Source organism: Alphaproteobacteria bacterium, from assembly GCA_017308135.1.
In the GTDB taxonomy this organism is placed as follows: Bacteria; Pseudomonadota; Alphaproteobacteria; order CACIAM-22H2; family CACIAM-22H2; genus Tagaea.
On record JAFKFM010000012.1, the window covers coordinates 56,104 to 76,102 of the forward strand.

The window sequence follows — 19,999 nt, forward strand, 5'->3', positions numbered from 1 at the left end:
GCCCCAAGAGTGGAATATCGCCCATGCCCGCGACGCGCGTGAAGCAAGTGAATGGATACAAGACCGGCCAGAAGGGCAAACGCCCCTGGGGAAATTGGCGCGTGACCGATACGGGCGACGGCTTCGCGGTCAAACGCATCGAGGTTTCGCCCGGCCATCGCCTGTCGTTGCAGCGCCATGAAGGCCGCACCGAACGCTGGGTCGTGGTCGCGGGCGAAGGCAAGGTCACGCTCGGCACGCGCAGCAAGCGCTTGGGCGTGGGCGGCACGGTGGTGATCCCGCGCAAGACCGTCCATCGGTTGGAGAACGACCGCAAAGCGCCGCTGGTGCTGATCGAAATCCAATACGGTCCGCGCCTGGAAGAATCGGATATCGAACGCCTGTCCGACGATTACGCGCGCGCGCCCAAGCGGCGCTAACCGGGGCGATGCGCAAGGCGGCGACACGGCTGCTCGACGCGCTCGATGCGGGGCTGGGCGCCGCCGCCGTCTTCTGCCTGGTCGCCATCGCCGCGACGACGCTGGCGGGCGTGATCTCGCGCTATATCTTCGCCGCATCGCTGACCTGGACCGGCGAAGCGGGCCAGTGGCTTTTCATCTACCTGATCTTCCTGGGCGTGCCGCTTGCCCATCGCAGTCGCTTGCATATCGCCATCGGCGGCTTCGAAAAACTTCTGCCGCCGCGCGCGCGCAAAATCCATCAAGTCCTGATCGACGCCGCCGTCGCCTATACGACGATCGTGCTGATGACCGGCGCGCAGGAATTGCTCGATCTGATCGGCGGCAAATCCACCGCCCTCGCCTTGCCCGCTTGGCTGCAATATGCGGGCATTCCGGCGAGCTGCGTGGCGGGCTTGCTGTATATCGCTTTGCGCGATCTCGACCGCGACGCGGGCCGTTATCTCGGCGCGTTGGGCGTCGCTTTGGGCGCCGCGTTCCACTTGGCCGCCGATTTGATCGCGTTGCCGCCGATCGCCCCGCTGACGATGCTGATCGTCGTGTTCCTGGGCGGCATGGCGCTCGGCATGCCCATCGCCTTCGCGATGTTGCTGTCGGTTTTCTTGGCCGATCTATCGGCGGGCGTGCTGCCGCCCGCCGCCATCGCGCAAAACGTCGTGCGCGGATCGGGGCAGTTCCTGCTGCTGGCGATTCCGCTGTTCCTGCTGGCGGGCGCGTTGATGGATGTGGGCGGCCTCGCCAAACGCCTGATCGATTTCGCGCATACGCTGGTGCGCCACATGCGCGCAGGCCTTGCACAGGTCACCATCGTCGCCGCGACGCTTTATGGCGGCGTGTCGGGATCGTCCAACGCCAACGCCGCGCTCAACGCGCGCCTCATGTATCCCGCGATGGTGAAGGACGGCTACAAGCCGCCTTTCGCCGCCGCCGTATGCGCCGCCGCGTCGATGACCGACAACATCATCCCGCCGTCGGTCGGCATGCTGATCGTCGGGGCGGCCACCGGCATTTCGGTCGGTCAGATGTTCGTCGCCGGCATTGTGCCCGGCCTGTTATTCGCGGGCGCCTTGATGCTGGCGGTGTGGGCGGTCGCACGCATGCGCGGCTACAAAGCCAACGCGCCGCGCGCCAGCTGGGCCGAACGCGGCCACGCGATGGCCGCCGCGATCCCGGTCATTTTGCTGGCGGTGTTCATCGTCGCCACGCTGCGTTTGGGCATCGCCACGCCGACCGAGACGGGGGCGATGGCCGTGGCTTTCGCCTTCATCGCCGGGCTGTGGCTCAAGCGCGGCCTGTCGCCCGCCGAATTGTGGCGGAGTTTGCGCCAGACCGCGCTCGATTCCGCGATGATCGGTTTGCTGATCGGTGCGGCGACGCCCTTCGGCTTCGTGCTGACGACCGAACATGTCCCGCAGGCGATCGTGGAATTCGGCGAGACGTGGCTCGTCCAGAAATGGGTGATGTTACTTTTTCTAAACGGGGTTTTACTTCTTGCCGGCATGGTGATGGATATCGGCGCGGCGATGCTGATTTTCGCGCCCCTCTTCCTGCCGCTGACGACGCGCTTCGGCGTCGAGCCCGTGCATTTCGCGCTGATCGTCATCTGCAATCTGATGATCGGCGGGCTGAAGCCGCCTTTCGGCATCCTCGCCTTCATCGTCGCGACGATCACGCGTCTGCCGGTGATGGCGGTCTTCATGGCGCTGATACCGTTTTTGATTGCGTTGCTGGCAGCCCTGCTCCTCGTCACTTACATTCCCGCGATCACGATGGGTCTGCTATGGCTGGGCCTGTAGGGAGACGAAGATGACGAAACTGACCCGCCGCCAGGCCGCCTTCGGCGCCGCTCTCACCCTTCTCGCCGCCCCGGCGATCGCGCAAACGCGCGCCAACGCCGTTCGCGTCGGCGTGGTCCAGCCCGAAGGGGCGCCCAATACGCAGATGTGGCGCCGCTTCGCGGAGCTTGCGAAGGAACGCACCGCCGGCACGGTCGATCTGCAAATCTTCCCGTCGGGCCAGTTGGGCGGCGAGCGGGAGAATGCCGAAGGCATGCGCCTGGGCTCGATCCAGGCGGCGGATTCGACCCTCGCCGCCTTGTCGCAATGGGTGCCCGAAGGCCAGATCTTCGACATGCCCTTCGTGTTCCGCGATTGGGACCATGTCGACAAGGTGATGCAAGGCCCGATCGGCGAACGCTACAAAGCGCTCTATCGCGCGCAAGGTTTCGAGGTCGCGTCGTTCTTCTCCTACGGCGCGCGGCATTTGCTGTCGCGCCAGCCGGTGACGAGCGTGGGCGACGTCGACGGTAAAACAATGCGCGTGCTGCAAAGCCCGCTGCATATCGCGATCTGGCGCAATCTCGGCGCCAATCCGACGCCGATCCCGATCACAGAAACCTATAACGCGCTGGCGACCGGTGTTGCCGATCTGATGGATCTGACCAAGGGCCCGATCGAAACGCTGCGGCTTTACGAAGTCGCCCCCCATCTGACCGAGACCGGCCATATCTGGTCGGTCGGCGCCATCGTGTTCTCGCGCCGCTATTGGGATCGCCTGCCGGCCGAACAGCGCACGGCTTTGGGCGAAATCGCCGGCGAGATGGCCGCCTTCATCAACGGCCTGCACAAGGAACAGGAAGCCGCCGCCGTGACGCGCATGTCGCAAAAGGGCATGAAGGTCCACAAAGTGGACGAAGCCCCGTGGCGCGACGCGATGAAGCCGATTTGGGAGGCCGAGGCGCCGAAATTCGGCGGGCTCGCGGCGCTCAACGAAATCGTCGAGACGAAATGAGCGTCACGGTCTTCGCCGCCGTCCTCGCTTCCGCGCTGATCCACGCGACGTGGAACGCTTTGATCAAGGCCGACGGCGATCGGCTGGCGGGGCTCGTCGCCATGTCGGCGACGCAGATCGTGCTGTCGCTGATCCTGCTGGCGAACGCGCCGCCGCTCGCCGTCGAGGCCTGGCCGTTCATTCTCGGCAGCGGCATTCTCAGCACCGCCTATCTGATCGTGTTGCAGCACGCCTATCGCAGCGGCGATTTCAGCCAAGTCTATCCGCTGGCGCGGGGTACTGCGCCGTTGATCGTCGCCGCCGTATCGGTGACGGCGCTGGGCGAAACGCTGTCGCTGGGCGCCAAGATCGCGATCCTGCTGATTTCGGCGGGCATCGCCAGCCTGGCGCTGGCGCGCCGCAAGGGCGAGATCATGCGTAACAAGGCGCCGATCCTGTGGGCGCTGTTCGCCGGCTGCATCATCGGCTGCTACACGCTGGTCGACGGCATCGGCGTGCGCGTCGCGGGCAATGTCGACGGCTATATGGCGTGGATGATGCTGCTGACCGCGTCGCTGACCGTGATCAGCGCGACCATCTTGCGCGGGGTGCGCACCCCTTGGCCGCCGTTGCGCGCGCTGCGCATGGGTTCGGCGGCGGGCGCGCTCAGCTTCGTCTCCGCCTGGGTCGTGATGTGGGCGATGGCCAACGCGCCGCTGGCGCTGGTGTCGGCCTTGCGGGAGACCGGGATCGTGTTCGCCGCGATCATCGCCGTGACGGTGATGAAGGAAAAACTCGATCTGGCGCGCGCCGCCTCGATCGCCTCGACGCTGACGGGTACGGCGCTGCTGAAACTCGTGCGCTGACCGGGTTTCGCGCTATAGAAAGGGGCATGTCCCCCGTCGATACAGCCTTCGTCGCCCGCATTTCCCAAACGATCGCCGAGATCGGCAAACGCGCCATTCTGCCGCGTTTCCAAGCGCTGGCCGCGCACGAGATCGACCTGAAAGGCCCGGACGACTACGTCACCGCCGCCGACCTCGAGGCCCAATAACTTAAGCTTAGCAACATCACAACAGGCTGCCATACTTTGCAGAAACCCAAAGCCTCCATTGAGATCAAAATACTTTGGATTACTCCGAATTGACGCCCATGCCGTTATTCCAAAATTCCCGATAGGCATTTGAACATATTAATTCCATTACTTTCACACCTCAAAATACTCTCTCTATAACTCTCCACATAAGTTGGTGTGACCCCAAACACTTGGGCAACCTCTCGGTCGGGGCTTTTCGACGCAAACGCTTTTGACAGCTCAGTTGCCGCGCGAAAATCGACGCCGCGGCCTCCTAGAACAGTTGCCGTATCTCTAATCGCTGACGAACTAATTGGAGATGGAACCGGAACGTCAAAAGACTTGGGGACCACGCTTGAGCGGAGTGCTGGGACACTTTTTGCCGGCCGAATCGCATTCACGACAAATGCCAAGTGAGAGTTTTGGACATCGAAGTAGTTCGCACCAGATTGACAGTCTTGACCTGAAGTCTTGACTGACGCTTTCAGTCCAAACGAAGGGCGCAATGTGGAAGAAAAGCAGTAATTATCGATATTTCCTATATCAACATACCCCGCGAGCGATGGATTTGGAGCAGCTAATAAAATCGCCTTTGTTCCTGTTCGTTCAAAATCTGATGAACATGTCCCTTCGGAAATATTCATTACAATCTGAGCGGACAGAGCTTCACCTTCGCTAGCTGCTTGAGAAAGCAGTGGGCTGAAGACGCTATTTACATAAGCTGTTGCAACAGCGTAAGCGGATACAAATGGATTCACTGGTAATGCAAGAGATTTCGTTGCGTCAATCGCGCCGGTGAGAACTTGCGCAGCAACACTTTTCCCTTGCGTACGAAAAATTCCAACCTGAAGAGTTATTGTAGAAAAGTTGTTTGTGCCGTTCGTTAGCGCAAATCGACTGAGAAGATTTTCCTCTTGCGCTAACTGTATTTGACCAGACCCAAACTGATTGACCGGTTGCTTCATTGCTTTAGCAAAAGAAGCGACCCGCTTATCGTCGGAACTCGACCCTTCCACTTTGGCAACTAAAGAAACGCCAAGCTCTCGATCTTCAATTAACCCAAGCCAGCGCGACTGCTTTTCAAGGATGACACGACGCAATGTGACAGTAACTTGGTCTTGTTGTCCGATGCATGTCCCGGTACCCAGCCCATCATCCAACCGGATGATTCTGGCCCCCTGCGCTGGCGATTGGGCAGCAGATTCCGACACACTACTAAGAATGGAAAACAAGGTGACTGTTAAAAGGGCCAAATACTGCGACAATCTACGCATGCTCGCCCCCATAAAGATTAGATTACTACAATAGAATAATCTATTATCTAAAATTAAGACAATAGAATTTATCTTCAATTTGAGAACTATATAGGAATCAAAGATAGTTATCTGATGCAGACTTACCTTGATGCGCCAACTGCTATCTCTTGGTTTGATTAGTGTCGCAAGGTCATGATACATTTAAGAAAATGTCAAAATCTATGTCAGCCAATGTCATCGACGCTAAGTTAGTCGCCCGCATTTCCCAAACGATCGCCGAGATCGGCAAACGCGCCATTCTGCCGCGTTTCCAAGCGCTGGCCGCGCACGAGATCGACCTGAAAGGCCCGGACGACTACGTCACCGCCGCCGACCTCGAGGCCGAGGCGCTGCTGACCCCCGCTTTGGCCGCCGCTTTGCCCGGCAGCAAGGTCGTGGGCGAGGAAGCCGTCGCCAAGGATCGCGGCGTGCTGGACGCGCTGGCTGGCGACGATCCGGTGTGGATCATCGATCCGGTCGACGGCACCTATAATTTCGCCAAGGGCCAGCCGCCTTTCTGTACGATCGTGGCCCTGGTCCTGCGCGGTCGCCCGGTCGCCGGTTGGATCCATTCGCCGATGGACGGCGATACATTGACCGCGCGTGAAGGCTTGGGCGCCGAGTTCAACGGCAAGCGAGTGCGCGTCTCGCCCGACGCCCCGATGACCGGCGCCATTTACGCCAAGAACGCACGGATCAAGGCGCGCGAAGACGGCCGCTATACGCTGATCGAGGAGCGCTGCGGCGGGGCGGCGTATCTGAACCTCGCGCGCGGGCGCTACGGCTTCGCGTGTTTCTCGCGCACCTTGCCGTGGGACCACGCGGCGGGCGCGCTGGCGTCGGCGGAAATGGGCTGCGCCGTCGGTTTCGCGCCCGAGCGGGCACCCTACGACGCGCGCCGCCATGTCGGCCCGTTTCTGATCGCCGCGAGCGACGCGCGCTATACCGAGATGCTGAAACTTCTCGCCTAGGCGATCACGCTGCCGTCGACGACGCGGATCATGGCCAGCGCCACTTCGTGCTCGGCCATCAACACCTCGTCGGCGCCAAGACCGCGCAAATGCGCGACCGCTTCTTCCGAATGCGCGCGCGCGACGATGCGCGAATTCGGCGCCAGACGGCGCGCGGTCTCGACCATCGAGCCCGCTTCGAACGGATCGGGGATCGCGATCAGGATCCAGCCGAACTCCTGCAGCTTTTCGCCCGCTTCCTCGGCGAAATTCGCGAACCCGCCGCCAAGGCGCGTCGCCTTGGTTTCAGACAGCATGTCGAGCGCTTCGGCGTTGTCGTCGATCACGGTCAACGCGTGGCCATGTTCGAGCAGCGCCTGGCTGATCTTGGCGCCGACGCGGCCATGGCCGACCAGCAGCACCGGCGGCTTCGACACCGCTTGCGGCGGCGGCTCGACCGGGGCGACGGCCGCGGCCGCCGCCTTCTCGCCGTCCGGATCGGGGCCGAGATGGCGGTCGAGCGCCTGGAAGATGAACGGGTTGGCCAGAATCGACAGGATGGCGCCCGCGACGATCAGATCGCGGCCCTCCTCCGGCAGCACGCCGAGTTCCACGCCCAGCACGGCCAGGATGAACGAGAATTCGCCGATCTGCGCGAGGCTTGCCGAAATCGTCAGCGCCTTGGCGTGACTATGGCCGAAGGCGCGCACGATCCAATAGGCCGCAAGCGACTTGCCCAAAATGATGATCGCGATCGTGGCGAGCAACGGCAAGGGATCGCGCAGCAGCGTGCCCGGGTCGAACAACATGCCGACCGAAACGAAGAACAACACCGCGAAGGCGTCGCGCAACGGCAGGGTTTCGCGCGCGGCTTGATGCGACAGCGGCGATTCCGCCAGGATCATGCCCGCGAAGAAGGCGCCCAGCGCGAAGGATACGTCGAACAGCTTGGCCGCACCGAACGCCACGCCGATGGCGATCGCCAGCACCGACAAGCGGAACAATTCGCGCGAGCCCGTATGCGCGACGTAATGCAACAGCCAGGGAATGAGACGACGCCCGACGATCAGCATCGTCGCGACGAACAGCCCGACCTTCACCGCCGTCAACAGCACCACGCCCGCGAAAGTCGGCAGGCCCAGCGACAGGATCCAACTCGGCAGCGGAGCGGTCAGATTTTCCACGCCGCCCTTGCTGAGGCCCGCGACGACCGGCAACAGGACGAGCGTCAAAATCATCACGAGATCTTCGACGATCAACCAGCCGACCGCGATGCGCCCGCGTTCGGTTTCGACCAATCGGCGTTCCTGCAAGGCGCGCAGCAGCACGACGGTCGAAGCGACCGACAGCGCCAGGCCGAAAACGAGCCCGCCCGCGATGCCCCAGCCCATCGCCCAGGACAGGCCCATGCCGAGCAGCACGGCGCAGGCGATTTGGCCGAGGGCGCCGGGCACCGCGATGCCTTTGACGGACAGAAGATCCTTCAACGAGAAATGCAAGCCGACGCCGAACATCAGCAGGATCACGCCCATTTCGGCGAGTTCGGTGGCGATTTTCGGATCGGCGACGTAGCCGGGCGTAAACGGGCCGGCCATGATGCCGGCGGTCAGATAGCCGACGATCGGCGGCAAACGGAGTTTTTGGGCGAGAAGACCGAGGAGAAAGGCGAGGCCGAGACCGACGGCGATCGTGGCGACAAGGGGCGTATCGTGCGACATCGGAAATGTGTTCCTTCCCGGGACCGCCTTGTCGAATCCAGACCACCCCGCCAATCCAATTATGCACCCGCAGAATAATTCGCCGAAGGTCTTCGGCGCAAATGCGGAACGTTACTTATATTGGTATCCCGCGCGCGCGGTTCAATAGAACAGATAGACGAGAACGGTATAAAATCCGAAACAAAGCATCGCCCACGGCAAATTCCAACGCCGCGTGACGGCGGGCGAAACCTCGGCGATACGCGCGAGCAGCATCGTCCCGCCCGAATAGGCCGACAGCACGGCCGACAACGTCCAACCGACCTGCAAGGTGAGGACGAGCGCCACGGGCGTGAGCGGCGAAGCGCTCATGCCCAAAACGGCGCCGCCCGCGATCGCGGTCGTGACCATCGCGACGATTCCGAATTGACCGCCCGCGACGATGAACAGGACGATCGCGACCGACAGCGCCCAGCCAGGGGCGTGCAGCGCGTCGAGCAGGCCCGACAATCCCCATTGCCGGGTCAGAAACGCCAATGCGACGCCGAGGAAACTGGCCGAGGCAAGGACGATCGTTTCGGGGCGCATTTCGGGCACGACTTCCACCGCGTGGCGGCGCAGATGCTGAATTACCGCCCTGAACGGGCGCTGCGTGCGGCCGTGATAGCCCGCATAGAGCCAACCGAGGCCGAACAGCGCCGCCACGGTCGTGATCGCGTCGATCATGCCGTAATGCAGATAGGCTTTGACGCCCAGCACCAGCCCGACCAGCCCCACGATCAGCCCCGCCATCGGCAATGCCATCGTCACCGGCGGCGGGGCCTGCGTGCGCGGCGGGGCGAGGCTGCGCCCGGGCGGAAATTTGATCCGGTCGATGAGCCAAGCCAGGGCCAAGAACAACGCGGTCAGCCCTAAAGCCGGCGGCCCGATATCGAACCAGGTGACGCCGGGCACGAGGGCGAGCGAGAACGCGACCGAGATCGCCATCGGCGACCACAGCATCATCGAAAAAAAGCCCTGGATCAGGGCGACGTTCATCCGCTCCTCGCGGATCGCGACGACGCGCGCATCGCCGCCGGCGGCTTCCAGCGTGTTCGAGCGCTTGATCAGCGTGCCGAGCAGCAAAACGGCGCCCATATTCAACGCGACGCCGAAACCGTGGCCGCCCGCCGCGATCGCCAGGAAGCGCCAAGCGGGTTTCTGGGCGATCAGCCAAATCCCGCAATCCCGGACGATGCTGGAGTTTCGCGCCGCATCGCGCAGCAGGCCCAGCGCCACCATCATGCCCACGAATTGCGCGCCGCGATCGGCGGCCTGGATCAAGATCGCCCCAGGCTGCACCGCCACGACCGAAAGGCAAACGATACTGGCGGCCACCGCGGTCAGAAATCCGCGTTCGGACCGTCCCGTGCGCGGCAACACGCCCGCCAGCCAGGTCAGCAGCGTGGCGTAAATCGGCCAGCGCAACGCGCCCGGCCCGGCGATCGGGACGGCCAAAATCAGGGCGAGCAGTAAAAGCGGCGCGTAACGAACGAAGGATGCCATCGTGAACCGAGGCAGTCTGGCATGCGAGCCGGGAATCGCGATAGGGTTAGCCTTGTGTCGTGCGAAGGAGGCGGCTATGCGTCTCGATCGGCGGTCGTTGATTTCGGGCCTTGCGGCATTGACGGCGCTCACGGTTCTTCCGGGCGAGCCGGACGCGCAGGATTCCGACGACGTCGATCTCGAACTCGTCCTCGCGGTCGACGTGTCGCGTTCGGTCGACGATCAGGAATTCGACCTTCAACGCCGGGGCTACGCCCAGGCCTTCACCCATCCCAACGTCATCAAGGCGATCCAGTCGAACGGCTTGCGCCGGATCGCGGTCGCCTATGTCGAGTGGGCGGGCGCGGAGGCCCAGCTCACGGTCGTGCCGTGGATGCGGGTATCCGACGCGGAATCGGGCGAGGATTTCGCCGATCATATTCTGGCGGCCCCGCGCAGCTATTGGGGCTGGACGTCGATTTCCGGCGCCATCGATCACTCGTCGAAATTGTTCGGACAGCGCTATAAGGGGCGGCGCCGGGTGATCGACGTTTCCGGCGACGGCATCAACAATTCCGGCCGCCCCGCTTTCGTCGCGCGCGACGAGGCGGTGGCCAAGGGCATCGTGATCAACGGCCTCGTCATCATGAACGACAGACCAACCCCGGGCGGCGTCGCCCAGCGTGCCTTTCCGCAGCCGCCGCTCGACGAGTTCTATCGCGATCAAGTGATCGGCGGCCCCGGCGCCTTCGTCATCGCGATCGACGATTTCGAAAGCTTCGCCTTCGCGATCGTCAACAAGCTGATCAAGGAAATCGCGTATTTCGCGGTCGATCCCGGTATCCGATTGGCGCATTTGAAATGACCGGGGCGAAGTGACCCGCACCGCGTATCTTGCCGCCGACGGCTACGACGCGCCGTTGCGCGAGGAGTTGGGCACGCCCGACGCCGAATACGGCCGCTTGCTCGTCTACGAAGGCGATGCAAGGCCCAGCGCCTGGGCGCAGAATATCTGGTACGACGTGCGGGAACTGCCCGTACCCTCGATCGGCCAAGCGGCGAAATCCTTGCGCGCGCTGCAACGGAACTGGGCGCTGCACGATTACGCGCATCATCGTCGCGCGGCGCTGATCGTCGAGAATCTTCCCAAAGTCTCGGCCAAGAAGCTGGTTTTCGGCACGCCCAAACCGGCGGCCCCGCTCGGTGCCTTCGCGCTGATCGCCCCCGACAAAATGCTGGCCGCGCAGCGCTGTTCCTCGCCCTTCCCCGACGGCGAATGCCATTTTGTCGAGGATAAGGAAGGTCCGCCCAACCGCGCCTATCTCAAACTTTGGGAGTCGCTAACCCTCAACGGCGCGATGCCGGGTCCGGGCCAAAGTTGCATCGATCTGGGTGCTTCGCCCGGCGGCTGGACCTGGGTTCTCGCCAAGCTCGGCGCGGACGTGCTGGCGATCGACAAGGCGCCGCTCGACCCCGAAATCGCGAAGATGAAAGGTGTGTCCTACAAAAAGGACAGCGCCTTCGCGCTCGACCCCGCGAGTGTGGGACCGGTCGATTGGCTGTTCTCCGACGTCATCTGCTATCCCGCGCGGCTTTTCGATCTGGTCGAGAAGTGGCGCGCGGCCGGCATGGCGAAGAACATCATCTGCACGCTGAAATTCCAGGGCCCGACCGATCACGAAACGGCGCAGCGTTTCGCCGCGATCCCCAATTCGCGGCTGCTGCATTTGTTTCACAACAAGCACGAGCTGACCTGGTTCTGGTCGGCCACCCCCGCGTCGAAAATCGATTGATCCAAATCAATGAGGGCGACGCGCGACTGGGCTTGAATAGGCCTTGTCGTTGGGGACAGCGCTGGCTTCGGCTAGCGCCGCTATCCGGCTCTCGGGGGGGAGCTCCGGATGGCCCGAGGGGGAGGGTGAAAGCCCTCCCCCTTTTCTTCGCAATAGACTTTACGGCGAGGCGCCACCCGCATAGATTCGCGTTAACTTCCGCGAATCCAACGACGAACGAGTCCCGCCCCTTGTCCATGTTCCGCAATAAGTCCGATGCGCCCAAAGTGGGCGACCGCTACATCTCCGTGGGTCGGGATTCGATCAATTGGGAAGTCGAGCTTGTCTTTTCCGACCCCAATAAAATCCCCCATGCGCGACTGCGGCGCATCGATAACGCGTCGATTCAGCGCACCTTCTCGCTGGCCGCGCTGACCGACCCGGACATGTTCCGGCGGATGAATCCCGTCGAAGGCTGATCAGCCTTCCGGACGGACCAGCAGACAACCCGTGTTGAGTTCGCGTAAGCGCGTGCACAATTCGCGCGCGCGCGTTTCCGCGTAAGGCCCGGCCTGGATGCGCACGACGCCCGACCCGTCGGGCATCGTGAACGGCACGGTCACGAGTTGGGCGCCTTCCAACACTTCGCCGAAGCGGCGCGACAGGCGCTTGAACTCGCTTTGCGCGAGATCCGCGTTGGCGACGGTGCCGAGTTGCACGCGCCACCCGCCCGCGACGGGCGGCGTCGCGGCGGCGGCGGGCGAAACGATCAACGCGGACGAAGCCGCGGACGCGGTCTGCACCGGGGCCGGCGGGCGCATCGCGCGCAGGAATTCGATCTGCTCGCGCGCCTTGTCGTGGCCTTGCGCGGCCGCCGCACGGAACAAGCGTTCGGCGCGCGCCACATCCTGCGGCAAGCCGTCGCCATTGGCGTACATCGTGCCGATCGCGTATTGCGCTTCCGGGTTGCCCTGTTGGGCGAGCGGGCCCAAGACGCGCACCGCCTCGCCGAAGCGGGCCTGGGCGAGCGCTTGCATGCCTTCGCCCAGCGACGAGCTCTGTGCCGCCACCGCACTGGCAAACAACGCGACCGGCAAAACCAAAGCGGCGAGACGGATCATACGCATCTTCGCTTTCCTTCTTCTCAAATACGCTTGTGTTGCATGACCGGAATCCGGCCGCGCACCGTGCGCAGATAATTCATGTCGAGCCTTGCCGACGCGAAGCCGATCCCTTCCTGGGCGCGCGCGAGGACCAGGCCCCACGGATCGGCGATCAGCGAATGGCCCCAGCAGGCGCGCGTGCCATTGGCATGCGTGCCGGTTTGCGCCGCGGCGACGATATAGGTTTCGGTTTCGATCGCGCGCGCGCGCAGCAGGACTTCCCAATGGTCCTTGCCGGTCTGCAGCGTGAAGGCGGCGGGCACCATGATCACGTCGGCGCCCTTTTTCGCCAGCGCTTGATAAAGCTCCGGAAAGCGCATGTCGTAGCAGATCGTGCAGCCGACGGTCACATCGTCGGCCTTGTAGGTGACGACGTCCGACCCGCCGTCGAAGGTGGCCGACTCCCGATAGCTCTGGCCGTCGGGCGTCGTCACGTCGAACAGATGGATCTTGCGATATTTGGCGATCTGCTTGCCCGCGCGGTCAAACACGAAACTCGTATTGAACAGCTTATCCGACGCCGCCTTCTCCAGGATCGAGCCGCCATGCACATAGATGCCGTGCTTCTTGGCGAGGCCCGCGAGCAGCTTCCACGCATCGCCCACGCCTTCATCCTCGGACGCCAAGCGCTTGGCGTCGCGGCTTTCGCCCATCAGGGTGAAGACTTCCGGCAGAACGACGAGATCGGGGCGTTCGGACGCCACGGCCGCCTCGATCAGGCTTTCGGCCTGACGCAGATTGGCGTCCTTGTTCTCCTGCGAATTCATCTGCACGACGGCGACGCGCATAGGCCAGATCCCGGAAAATGATTCGAGCGCACGTCGAATCTAACAAATCACCCGGAATCGCGCAGCTCTCGAACGCAAAAAACGCGGTTGCGGATCGAATATCTTCGATCCGCCTCGCCCAACGGGGCCACGTCCCAGTCCCATTCGGCATCCGGAACGGGGATCGGCACGCCCAAAAGCGCGTCTTCCGTCTCGAAAACCCGGCCTTCCCGGTCGCGATAGATCCGTTGCCGGTCGCCGATGGCCAGCACCCTGGCCCCCCAGAAACCCCGCAAATGGATGAAATGTGCGGCGACGACCGCCCGCCCGTAATCGTCCGCCGCCCCTTCCGCCAGACCCAACGCCGCCTCCACCCGGTCGCACGGGGTCAGCGGCAATTGCGAGACGAGATTCAACGACACGACGTAATCGATCGTCGGATCGTCATGGCCATAGGCGCTACCCGGCGCGGGCCACGGCCGTTCGGTCGATGCCGCCAGCGCTTGCCCCACCCCGGTCAGATCGACCGTGGCAAGCGTCACGTTGGAAAAGCGCCGCGCCCGCCAGCGGGTCGTCGGCAAATGGACGATATCGGCGAGCACCACCCGCTCGAACGCGGCCGACAGCTCGGCCAAGGGCACGTCCGACAACACGCCCGAACCGAGGATCAGCGCCGTGCGGCGCTTCGCGCACGAAGCGATCCCGGCCAACACTTCGTCGCGCGTGCGCGCCGTGTGCGATGCCCAGGCTTTGCGCTGGCGACGCGCCCGCGACCAGAGCCGCACCGCGCCCTCGCGATAGCCCAGTCTCTCGATCCAGGGTTCGACGCGCGTGAGCCGGTAGAGGATCATCTCCGCGAGCATCACGTGCCTCGCGGTTTGGCGCGCGCCGTGGGGGCGGCCGCCAGCGGATCGTCGGGCCAGGAATGCTTCGGGTATTGGCCCTTCAGATCGCGCTTCACGTCTTTATACGTACCCGACCAGAACCCGGCGAGATCGCGCGTCACCTGCATGGGCCGCCGCGCCGGGCTCAACAGATGCAGCAGCACTTTCACGCGCCCGTTGGCGAGCGTGGGCGTGTCGGCGCAGCCGAACATCTCCTGCAAGCGCACGGCGAGCACGGGGATGTCGCCCTGTTCGTAATCGACCGGGATACGCGAGCCCGATGGCACGTCGAGATGCGTGGGCGCTTCGCGTTCCAGCGCTTGGCGCAAAGGCCAATCGAGCCGGGCCATCAGGATTTCGTGGAGATCGAGATCGGCCAGATGCGCGCGGCGCACGCGCTTGTCGAGATAGGGCCCCAGCCATGTTTCGAGATCGGCGAGCAATCCGGCATCGGACATGTCCGGCCATTCGCCGCCCAGTTCGCGATGCAGGAAGCCGATCCGCGCGCGCAATTGGATCGCGCCTTTCGTCCACGGCAAGCAGGCAAGCCCCATCGCGCGAATTCCGGCGAGCATGGCGCTTTGCGTTTCGCCGGCCGCCAGATCGCTCGCCGGTTTTTCCTCCAGCAGCACGGCACCGAAGCGCCGGCGGCGCACGGCGGTGACCGCTTCGGCGCGCGCATCCCACTCGACGATGCGTTCTTCGACAATTCTGTCGGCGAAGAGTTCTTCGATATCGCTGCGCGTCAACGGCAGCGCGGAGAAAATCCGCGCCTCGCGCTCGCCTGCGTCCAGATCGCCGATGGCGACATAGTCTTCGGCCGACAAAGGCTCGGGCTCGGCGAACACGGCCCCCCGGCCCGACGCGAGCAGGAAGCCGCGCCCCGCCCCGCCCCGCCGTTTGGCGACGCGATCGGGATAGGCCAGGGCCAACGCTTCGCCCGCCCGGCCCAGGCCTTCGCCGTCGGGCGATACGCCCAAACGCTTGCGCCAAACTTTCGCGGCTTCGCGCGCGCGCATCAATGCGCCCTTGTCGATCGCCGCCCCGCCGATCCCCGACGCGTCGCGGCGCAGCAGTTCCAGGCGCGGGCGCAGATCGGCCTCGCGCACGCCGCGAATCACGTCGCGCTCCTCGATCAAGGCCGCGACTTCCGACGCCAAGGCAGCGATGCCGAGATCCTTGGCCGCGATCATCATATGCGCGAGGCGCGGATGCGCCGCGAGCTCGGCCATCTTGCGCCCATGCGCGGTGATGCGGCCTTGCGCGTCGAGCGCGCCGAGTTCGGCGAGCAGCCCGCGCGCTTGCGCGTAGCTCGCGGCAGGCGGCGCATCGAGAAGCGCCAGTCGCGAGGGATCGCCTTCGCCCCACGCCGCGAGTTCCAGCGCCAACGGCGCCAAATCCGCGTCGGCGATTTCCGGCCGGTCGTAGCGCGCGAGCTGGCGATGCTCAGCCTCGCCCCACAGCCGGTAGCACACACCCGGCCCCGTGCGGCCCGCGCGCCCGGCGCGCTGTTCGGCCGCCGCTTGGCTGACGCGCACGGTGGCCAAGCGCGACATGCCCGTGCGCGGATCGAAACGCGGGGCGCGCTTCAAACCGCTATCGACGACGATCGCCGTGCCTTCGATGGTCAAGCTCGTCTCGGCGATCGAGGTCGCGAGCACGACTTTACGCCGCCCTTTGGGGCTGGGACGGATCGCGCGATCCTGCGCCTCGGCCGACAGATCGCCGTAAAGCGGCAGCACGTCGATCTCACCACCGAGATCGCCGAGCCGGTCGGCCGTGCGCCGGATTTCCGCGATGCCCGGCAAGAACACCAGCGCGTCGCCCGGATGCGCGGACAAGGCGCGGCGCACGGTGCGTGCCAGCGTGTCAAGCAACTGGCGGTCGTCCGGGCGGTCCTGCCATTCGAGCGCCACCGGATAAGCGCGGCCCAGCGAGCGCACGGTGTTGGCGTCGCCCAGCAATTTGGCGACCGCCACACCGTCCAGCGTCGCCGACATCACCAGAATGCGCAGATCGGGGCGGAGTTCGCGCTGCGCCTCCAACGCAAGGGCGAGGCCCAAATCGCTTTCGAGGCCGCGTTCGTGGAACTCGTCGAACAATAGCGCCGATATGCCGTCGAGCGACGGATCGTTCTGGATGCGCCGCGCGAACAAACCGTCGGTGACGACTTCGATCCGCGTCTTGGGCCCGACGCGCGAGTCGAGGCGCACGCGATAACCGGCGATGCCGCCGACCTCCTCGCCCAGCATTTGCGCCATGCGCCGCGCGGCGGCACGCGCCGCGATCCTTCGCGGCTCCATCACCAGAATCTTACCGCCCTTGGTCCAATCGGCGTCGAGCAGCGCCAGGGGGACGCGCGTGGTTTTGCCCGCCCCCGGCGGCGCTTCCAGCACGGCGTTGGGCTTGGCCGACAACGCCGCCAGCAATTCGGGCAGCGCCGCTTCGATCGGCAGATCGGTCTTCATTCCCAGACGGGCGCGCCGGGCAGATCGGCGCGCAAACGCGCGATCGTCGCGGGCTTCAACTGCGCTTTCTCGCAGAACTCGAGCAGCAGTTTTTCATCCTCGAGGACGAAATCCAGCACGCCGCCCAGGAAGGCGGAATCGCCCGCGCGTGCGCGAAGTTCATCCACGGACAATCCGGCGAGCGCCATGAATCGCGCCAGAATGTCGTCGTCCGCCGCCAGGAAGCCGAGCGCTTGCAGCGCCACGGTCTCGGCGGTTTCGGACGATTGGGGGCCCCGTTCGCGAATCGGCATAGGCGCACTATACCGAAGCCGCGAAAAGCACGTAGCGGGCCGCACCCCGCGCATGCAGCCGTTCCAGCGCCAGGCCACCGCGATGGGACGCCAGCAACGGCCGCAGCGGCGGAATCAGGAACGCCGTCGTGGAATTCAGGATTTCCAGCATGCGCCGGGCGGCGGGGTCGCGATGGACCATCAGCGGCGATAGATCGTCGAAACGCTCGACGCGCATCGCCGCCGCATCGAAGGCCGCACGCCACTCGGCCTCGCTGTGGAAACTCGGCGTTTGCCAGCCGTCGACGAAGTCGCGCGCGTCGGGATCGTCGGGTTCGCAAACCCGGATATCGTCGACGACGATCAGCCTGCCGCCGCCATCGAGCGCGCGCGCCAGATTGGCGATCGAGCGTTTGAGATCGGGCGAATGCGCCAGCGATTCGACCGCCACGATCAGATCATAGGGCGCCTCCGGCAACGGATCGTCGTAGCTCGCGACGGTGAAGCGCGCCGAGCGCCCCAATTTCCACGCCGCCAGCGTGGCGCGTTCGGCTTGGTCGGGCGACAGCGTGATGCCGTGCAATTTGCCGCCGAATTTTTCCTGCAAGGCGAGGCCAAGCCCGCCAAGGCCGCAACCGGCATCCAGAATGCGCGGCGCGTCGAGTTCGCCGGTCGCCTCGGCCACCAATGTTTCGGTCGTGCGCGGCGAGGCTTTGCCGTCGGAACCGCGCAAGGCCCGGCGTACGGCCAAATCCGCGGACCCACCGCCCCAGCCGAAAAACCCCGCCAAGCGCGTATAAGCCCCAAGCCGGGCGTAGTATCGGGCGATCGCGTCGTTCTTGCTGGACATGACGGGGTGCGGCACCGTCTATAGTGCCATGCCAACCGCCCGCGCCAGTCTCGCTTTCGCCCTGCTGATCTTTTTTCTGATCCTTTATGCCGGTTTCGCCGTAACGATTGGCGATTACCTCCCGGATCATTGGGCGGTCGATCTCGTTTACTACGTCGTCGCCGGCTTCGCCTGGGTCCCGGTCGCGGTGGCGTTACTCAATTGGGGCTATCGGCAACCCTCGCGATAGGTTTCGATAACGAAGCATGGCCGGTATCACCCCCCTACCGCATGATTTCGTCATCCGTGCCGCGCCGCGTCCGTTGGACGCGGATGGCGCGTGGCGGCTCGTCCTTGCCGCGCGCGATGGTGGGCCCGGCCGCCATGGCCCGCTCGCCTTGGCCGACGATGGCGGCTGGCAATGCGGCGGCGTGGTGTCGCCGGAGGCGCAAGCCGTCTTCGATCTTTATATGCCGCTGCTGGCGGCCGATACGCGCCGCGCGCGGCCTTGGGTCGTCGCCTTGCTCGGCCAAAGCCTGGACGGGCGCATCGCCACGCTGTCGGGCCATTCGCATTTCGTGAATTGCGATGCGGCCCTCGCCCATCTTCACCGCATGCGCGCCTTGTGCGACGCCGTGTTGGTCGGTGCGGGTACGGTCGCGCTGGACGACCCGAAACTCAATGTCCGCCGTTGCGAAGGCCGCTCGCCCTTGCGCGTGATCCTCGACCCCGATGCGCGGGCACCCGAAGCGCGCAACGTGTTTCGCGACGGGCGCGCGCCGACGCTTGTGTTGCGCGCCGAAGGGACCGCGAACACCCCGGCGGGCGACGCCCAGATCGCGTATGTGGCGCGCGGCGAGGACGGCGCGATCGACATCGCCAAGGCGCTCGATCTGCTGGCCGCACGAGGGCTTCGCCGCGTGCTGGTCGAGGGCGGCGGACGCACGGTCTCGCGTTTCCTCGAAGCGAAATGCGTCGACCGTTTGCAGCTTGCCATCGCCCCGATGGTCATCGGTTCCGGCCGCCCGTCGATCGCGCTCCCGCCGATCGAAACTTTGGCCGACGCGCTGCGCCCGCCCACACGGCGCGTGGCGCTGGGGGCGGACATGCTGTTCGAGTGCCGCCTTGGCGCGTAGCTTCTGGATCGCCGCCCAGGAAAAGGGCGAGTTGCGCGAAACACCGCTCGGCGCGCTCGCAGCCGGTCACGTGCGCGTCCGGATGATCGTGTCCGGCATCAGCCGGGGCACCGAACGCCTCGTCTGGCAAGGCCGCGTACCCGAAAGCGAACACGAACGCATGCGCGCGCCGTTTCAGGATGGCGCGTTTCCCTTTCCGGTGAAATACGGCTATTGCGCCGTCGGGCGGATCGTCTGGGGCCCGAACTCGGGCACGCGCGTGTTCGTGCTGCATCCCCATCAAGACGAATTCGATGTGCCCGAAAATATGGCCGTGCCGATCCCGGACGATGTGCCCGATACCGCCGCCCCGCTCGCCGCACATCTCGAAACCGCGATCAACGCGCTGTGGGACCACCCCGTGCGCGTCGGCGATCGCGTCGCGGTGATCGGGCTTGGCGCCGTGGGCCTGTGCCTTGCCAATCTCGTGCGCCGCATCCCCGGCGCCGATCTCGTTTGCGTCGATCCCGCGCCCCTCGCGCAAGCGCGCGCCAAAGCGCTGGGCCTGCGCGTGGAAGACGGCGCGGAAGATCGCGATCTTGTGTTCCACACCAGCGCCACCGCCGGCGGTTTGCGCGCCGCGATCGACGCGGCCGGTTTCGAAGCGACGATCGTCGAACTCTCGTGGTACGGCGAGGGCAGCGTGGCCGCGCCGCTGGGTGGGGCCTTCCACGCCAAGCGCCTGACGCTGGCGGCCAGTCAAGTCGGCCATGTCGCCCTGGCACGTCGTAGCACGCGGCCCCATCGGGCGCGGTTGGAATTGGCATTGCATCTTCTTGCCGATCCCGCCTACCGCTTGGATTTGGGTGCGCCCATTCCGTTCGCCGAATTGCCCGCACGCTACGCCGCGGCGTTGGGCGATCATCCTTCGCCCTTGCCGCTCGTCGCTTACGATCCATAG

At 64.7% G+C, this 19,999-nt stretch carries 21 protein-coding genes; 12 read left to right on the top strand and 9 right to left on the bottom strand.

Annotated elements, in window-relative coordinates; genetic code table 11:
* Positions 1-23 precede the first annotated feature (23 nt).
* From J0H39_21670 to J0H39_21690, 5 genes are read left to right on the top strand one after another with little or no spacing between them, the layout of a single operon-like run.
* Positions 24-419: a phosphomannose isomerase type II C-terminal cupin domain gene (locus J0H39_21670; protein ID MBN9499372.1), complete on the top strand. Its 396-nt coding sequence runs from the start codon at positions 24-26 to the stop codon at positions 417-419.
* A gap of 8 nt (positions 420-427) precedes the next feature.
* Complete coding sequence (locus tag J0H39_21675; GenBank protein MBN9499373.1) at positions 428-2,254, top strand: TRAP transporter large permease subunit; 1,827 nt, start codon at positions 428-430, stop codon at positions 2,252-2,254.
* A gap of 10 nt (positions 2,255-2,264) precedes the next feature.
* Complete coding sequence (locus J0H39_21680) at positions 2,265-3,248, top strand: TRAP transporter substrate-binding protein (GenBank protein MBN9499374.1); 984 nt, start codon at positions 2,265-2,267, stop codon at positions 3,246-3,248.
* Positions 3,245-4,093: an EamA family transporter gene (locus J0H39_21685; GenBank protein MBN9499375.1), complete on the top strand. Its 849-nt coding sequence runs from the start codon at positions 3,245-3,247 to the stop codon at positions 4,091-4,093. The genes J0H39_21680 and J0H39_21685 overlap by 4 nt, the downstream gene beginning before the upstream one ends.
* A 26-nt stretch (positions 4,094-4,119) precedes the next feature.
* On the top strand, positions 4,120-4,281 hold the full coding sequence (locus J0H39_21690; protein MBN9499376.1) for a hypothetical protein: 162 nt from the start codon (positions 4,120-4,122) through the stop codon (positions 4,279-4,281).
* A gap of 104 nt (positions 4,282-4,385) precedes the next feature.
* On the opposite strand, the gene J0H39_21695 is transcribed toward J0H39_21690, so the two are convergent.
* The gene (locus J0H39_21695) at positions 4,386-5,576 is read right to left on the bottom strand and encodes a hypothetical protein (GenBank protein MBN9499377.1); all 1,191 of its coding nucleotides are present in this window, start codon (positions 5,574-5,576) and stop codon (positions 4,386-4,388) included.
* A 203-nt stretch (positions 5,577-5,779) separates the two neighbouring features.
* On the opposite strand from J0H39_21695, the gene J0H39_21700 reads away from it, so the two are divergent.
* Positions 5,780-6,568, top strand: a complete 789-nt coding sequence (locus J0H39_21700) for an inositol monophosphatase (GenBank protein MBN9499378.1) — start codon at positions 5,780-5,782, stop codon at positions 6,566-6,568.
* On the opposite strand, the gene J0H39_21705 is transcribed toward J0H39_21700, so the two are convergent.
* The gene (locus J0H39_21705; GenBank protein MBN9499379.1) at positions 6,565-8,265 is read right to left on the bottom strand and encodes a Kef family K(+) transporter; all 1,701 of its coding nucleotides are present in this window, start codon (positions 8,263-8,265) and stop codon (positions 6,565-6,567) included. The two genes, J0H39_21700 and J0H39_21705, sit on opposite strands and share 4 nt — an antisense overlap.
* Before the next feature lie 141 nt (positions 8,266-8,406).
* Positions 8,407-9,789: a hypothetical protein gene (locus tag J0H39_21710; protein ID MBN9499380.1), complete on the bottom strand. Its 1,383-nt coding sequence runs from the start codon at positions 9,787-9,789 to the stop codon at positions 8,407-8,409.
* 76 nt (positions 9,790-9,865) lie between these two features.
* On the opposite strand from J0H39_21710, the gene J0H39_21715 reads away from it, so the two are divergent.
* From J0H39_21715 to J0H39_21725, 3 genes are all read left to right on the top strand, one after another.
* Positions 9,866-10,633 (top strand): DUF1194 domain-containing protein, encoded by a 768-nt coding sequence (locus tag J0H39_21715; protein ID MBN9499381.1) that lies wholly within the window; start codon positions 9,866-9,868, stop codon positions 10,631-10,633.
* Between the two features lie 10 nt (positions 10,634-10,643).
* Positions 10,644-11,561, top strand: coding sequence for a hypothetical protein (locus J0H39_21720; GenBank protein MBN9499382.1), 918 nt, complete (start codon positions 10,644-10,646; stop codon positions 11,559-11,561).
* 266 nt (positions 11,562-11,827) lie between these two features.
* On the top strand, positions 11,828-12,019 hold the full coding sequence (locus tag J0H39_21725; GenBank protein MBN9499383.1) for a hypothetical protein: 192 nt from the start codon (positions 11,828-11,830) through the stop codon (positions 12,017-12,019).
* On the opposite strand, the gene J0H39_21730 is transcribed toward J0H39_21725, so the two are convergent.
* Genes J0H39_21730 through J0H39_21755 form a run of 6 tightly spaced genes read right to left on the bottom strand, consistent with a single transcriptional unit; the run spans position 12,020 to position 17,944 of the window.
* Complete coding sequence (locus J0H39_21730) at positions 12,020-12,667, bottom strand: SEL1-like repeat protein (GenBank protein MBN9499384.1); 648 nt, start codon at positions 12,665-12,667, stop codon at positions 12,020-12,022.
* A 17-nt stretch (positions 12,668-12,684) separates the two neighbouring features.
* Entirely contained in the window at positions 12,685-13,491 is an 807-nt protein-coding gene (locus J0H39_21735; protein MBN9499385.1) for a carbon-nitrogen hydrolase family protein, read from the bottom strand.
* Between the two features lie 47 nt (positions 13,492-13,538).
* Positions 13,539-14,333, bottom strand: a complete 795-nt coding sequence (locus J0H39_21740) for a hypothetical protein (protein MBN9499386.1) — start codon at positions 14,331-14,333, stop codon at positions 13,539-13,541.
* Entirely contained in the window at positions 14,333-16,822 is a 2,490-nt protein-coding gene (hrpB, locus tag J0H39_21745) for an ATP-dependent helicase HrpB (GenBank protein MBN9499387.1), read from the bottom strand. Before hrpB ends, J0H39_21740 begins: the two co-directional genes overlap by 1 nt.
* Positions 16,819-17,115 carry a DUF3572 domain-containing protein gene (locus tag J0H39_21750; protein ID MBN9499388.1) on the bottom strand — a complete coding sequence of 99 codons (297 nt, stop codon included), beginning with the start codon at positions 17,113-17,115 and terminating at the stop codon, positions 16,819-16,821. Before J0H39_21750 ends, hrpB begins: the two co-directional genes overlap by 4 nt.
* 7 nt (positions 17,116-17,122) lie before the next feature.
* Positions 17,123-17,944, bottom strand: a complete 822-nt coding sequence (locus J0H39_21755; protein MBN9499389.1) for a methyltransferase domain-containing protein — start codon at positions 17,942-17,944, stop codon at positions 17,123-17,125.
* On the opposite strand from J0H39_21755, the gene J0H39_21760 reads away from it, so the two are divergent.
* Genes J0H39_21760 through J0H39_21770 form a run of 3 tightly spaced genes read left to right on the top strand, consistent with a single transcriptional unit; the run spans position 17,934 to position 19,999 of the window.
* Positions 17,934-18,173, top strand: a complete 240-nt coding sequence (locus J0H39_21760; protein ID MBN9499390.1) for a DUF2842 domain-containing protein — start codon at positions 17,934-17,936, stop codon at positions 18,171-18,173. The genes J0H39_21755 and J0H39_21760 overlap by 11 nt on opposite strands.
* Positions 18,174-18,189: 16 nt before the next feature.
* Positions 18,190-19,059, top strand: a complete 870-nt coding sequence (locus J0H39_21765) for a RibD family protein (protein ID MBN9499391.1) — start codon at positions 18,190-18,192, stop codon at positions 19,057-19,059.
* A complete protein-coding gene (locus J0H39_21770; GenBank protein MBN9499392.1) occupies positions 19,049-19,999 on the top strand; it encodes a zinc-binding alcohol dehydrogenase in 951 nt (316 codons plus the stop codon). The genes J0H39_21765 and J0H39_21770 overlap by 11 nt, the downstream gene beginning before the upstream one ends.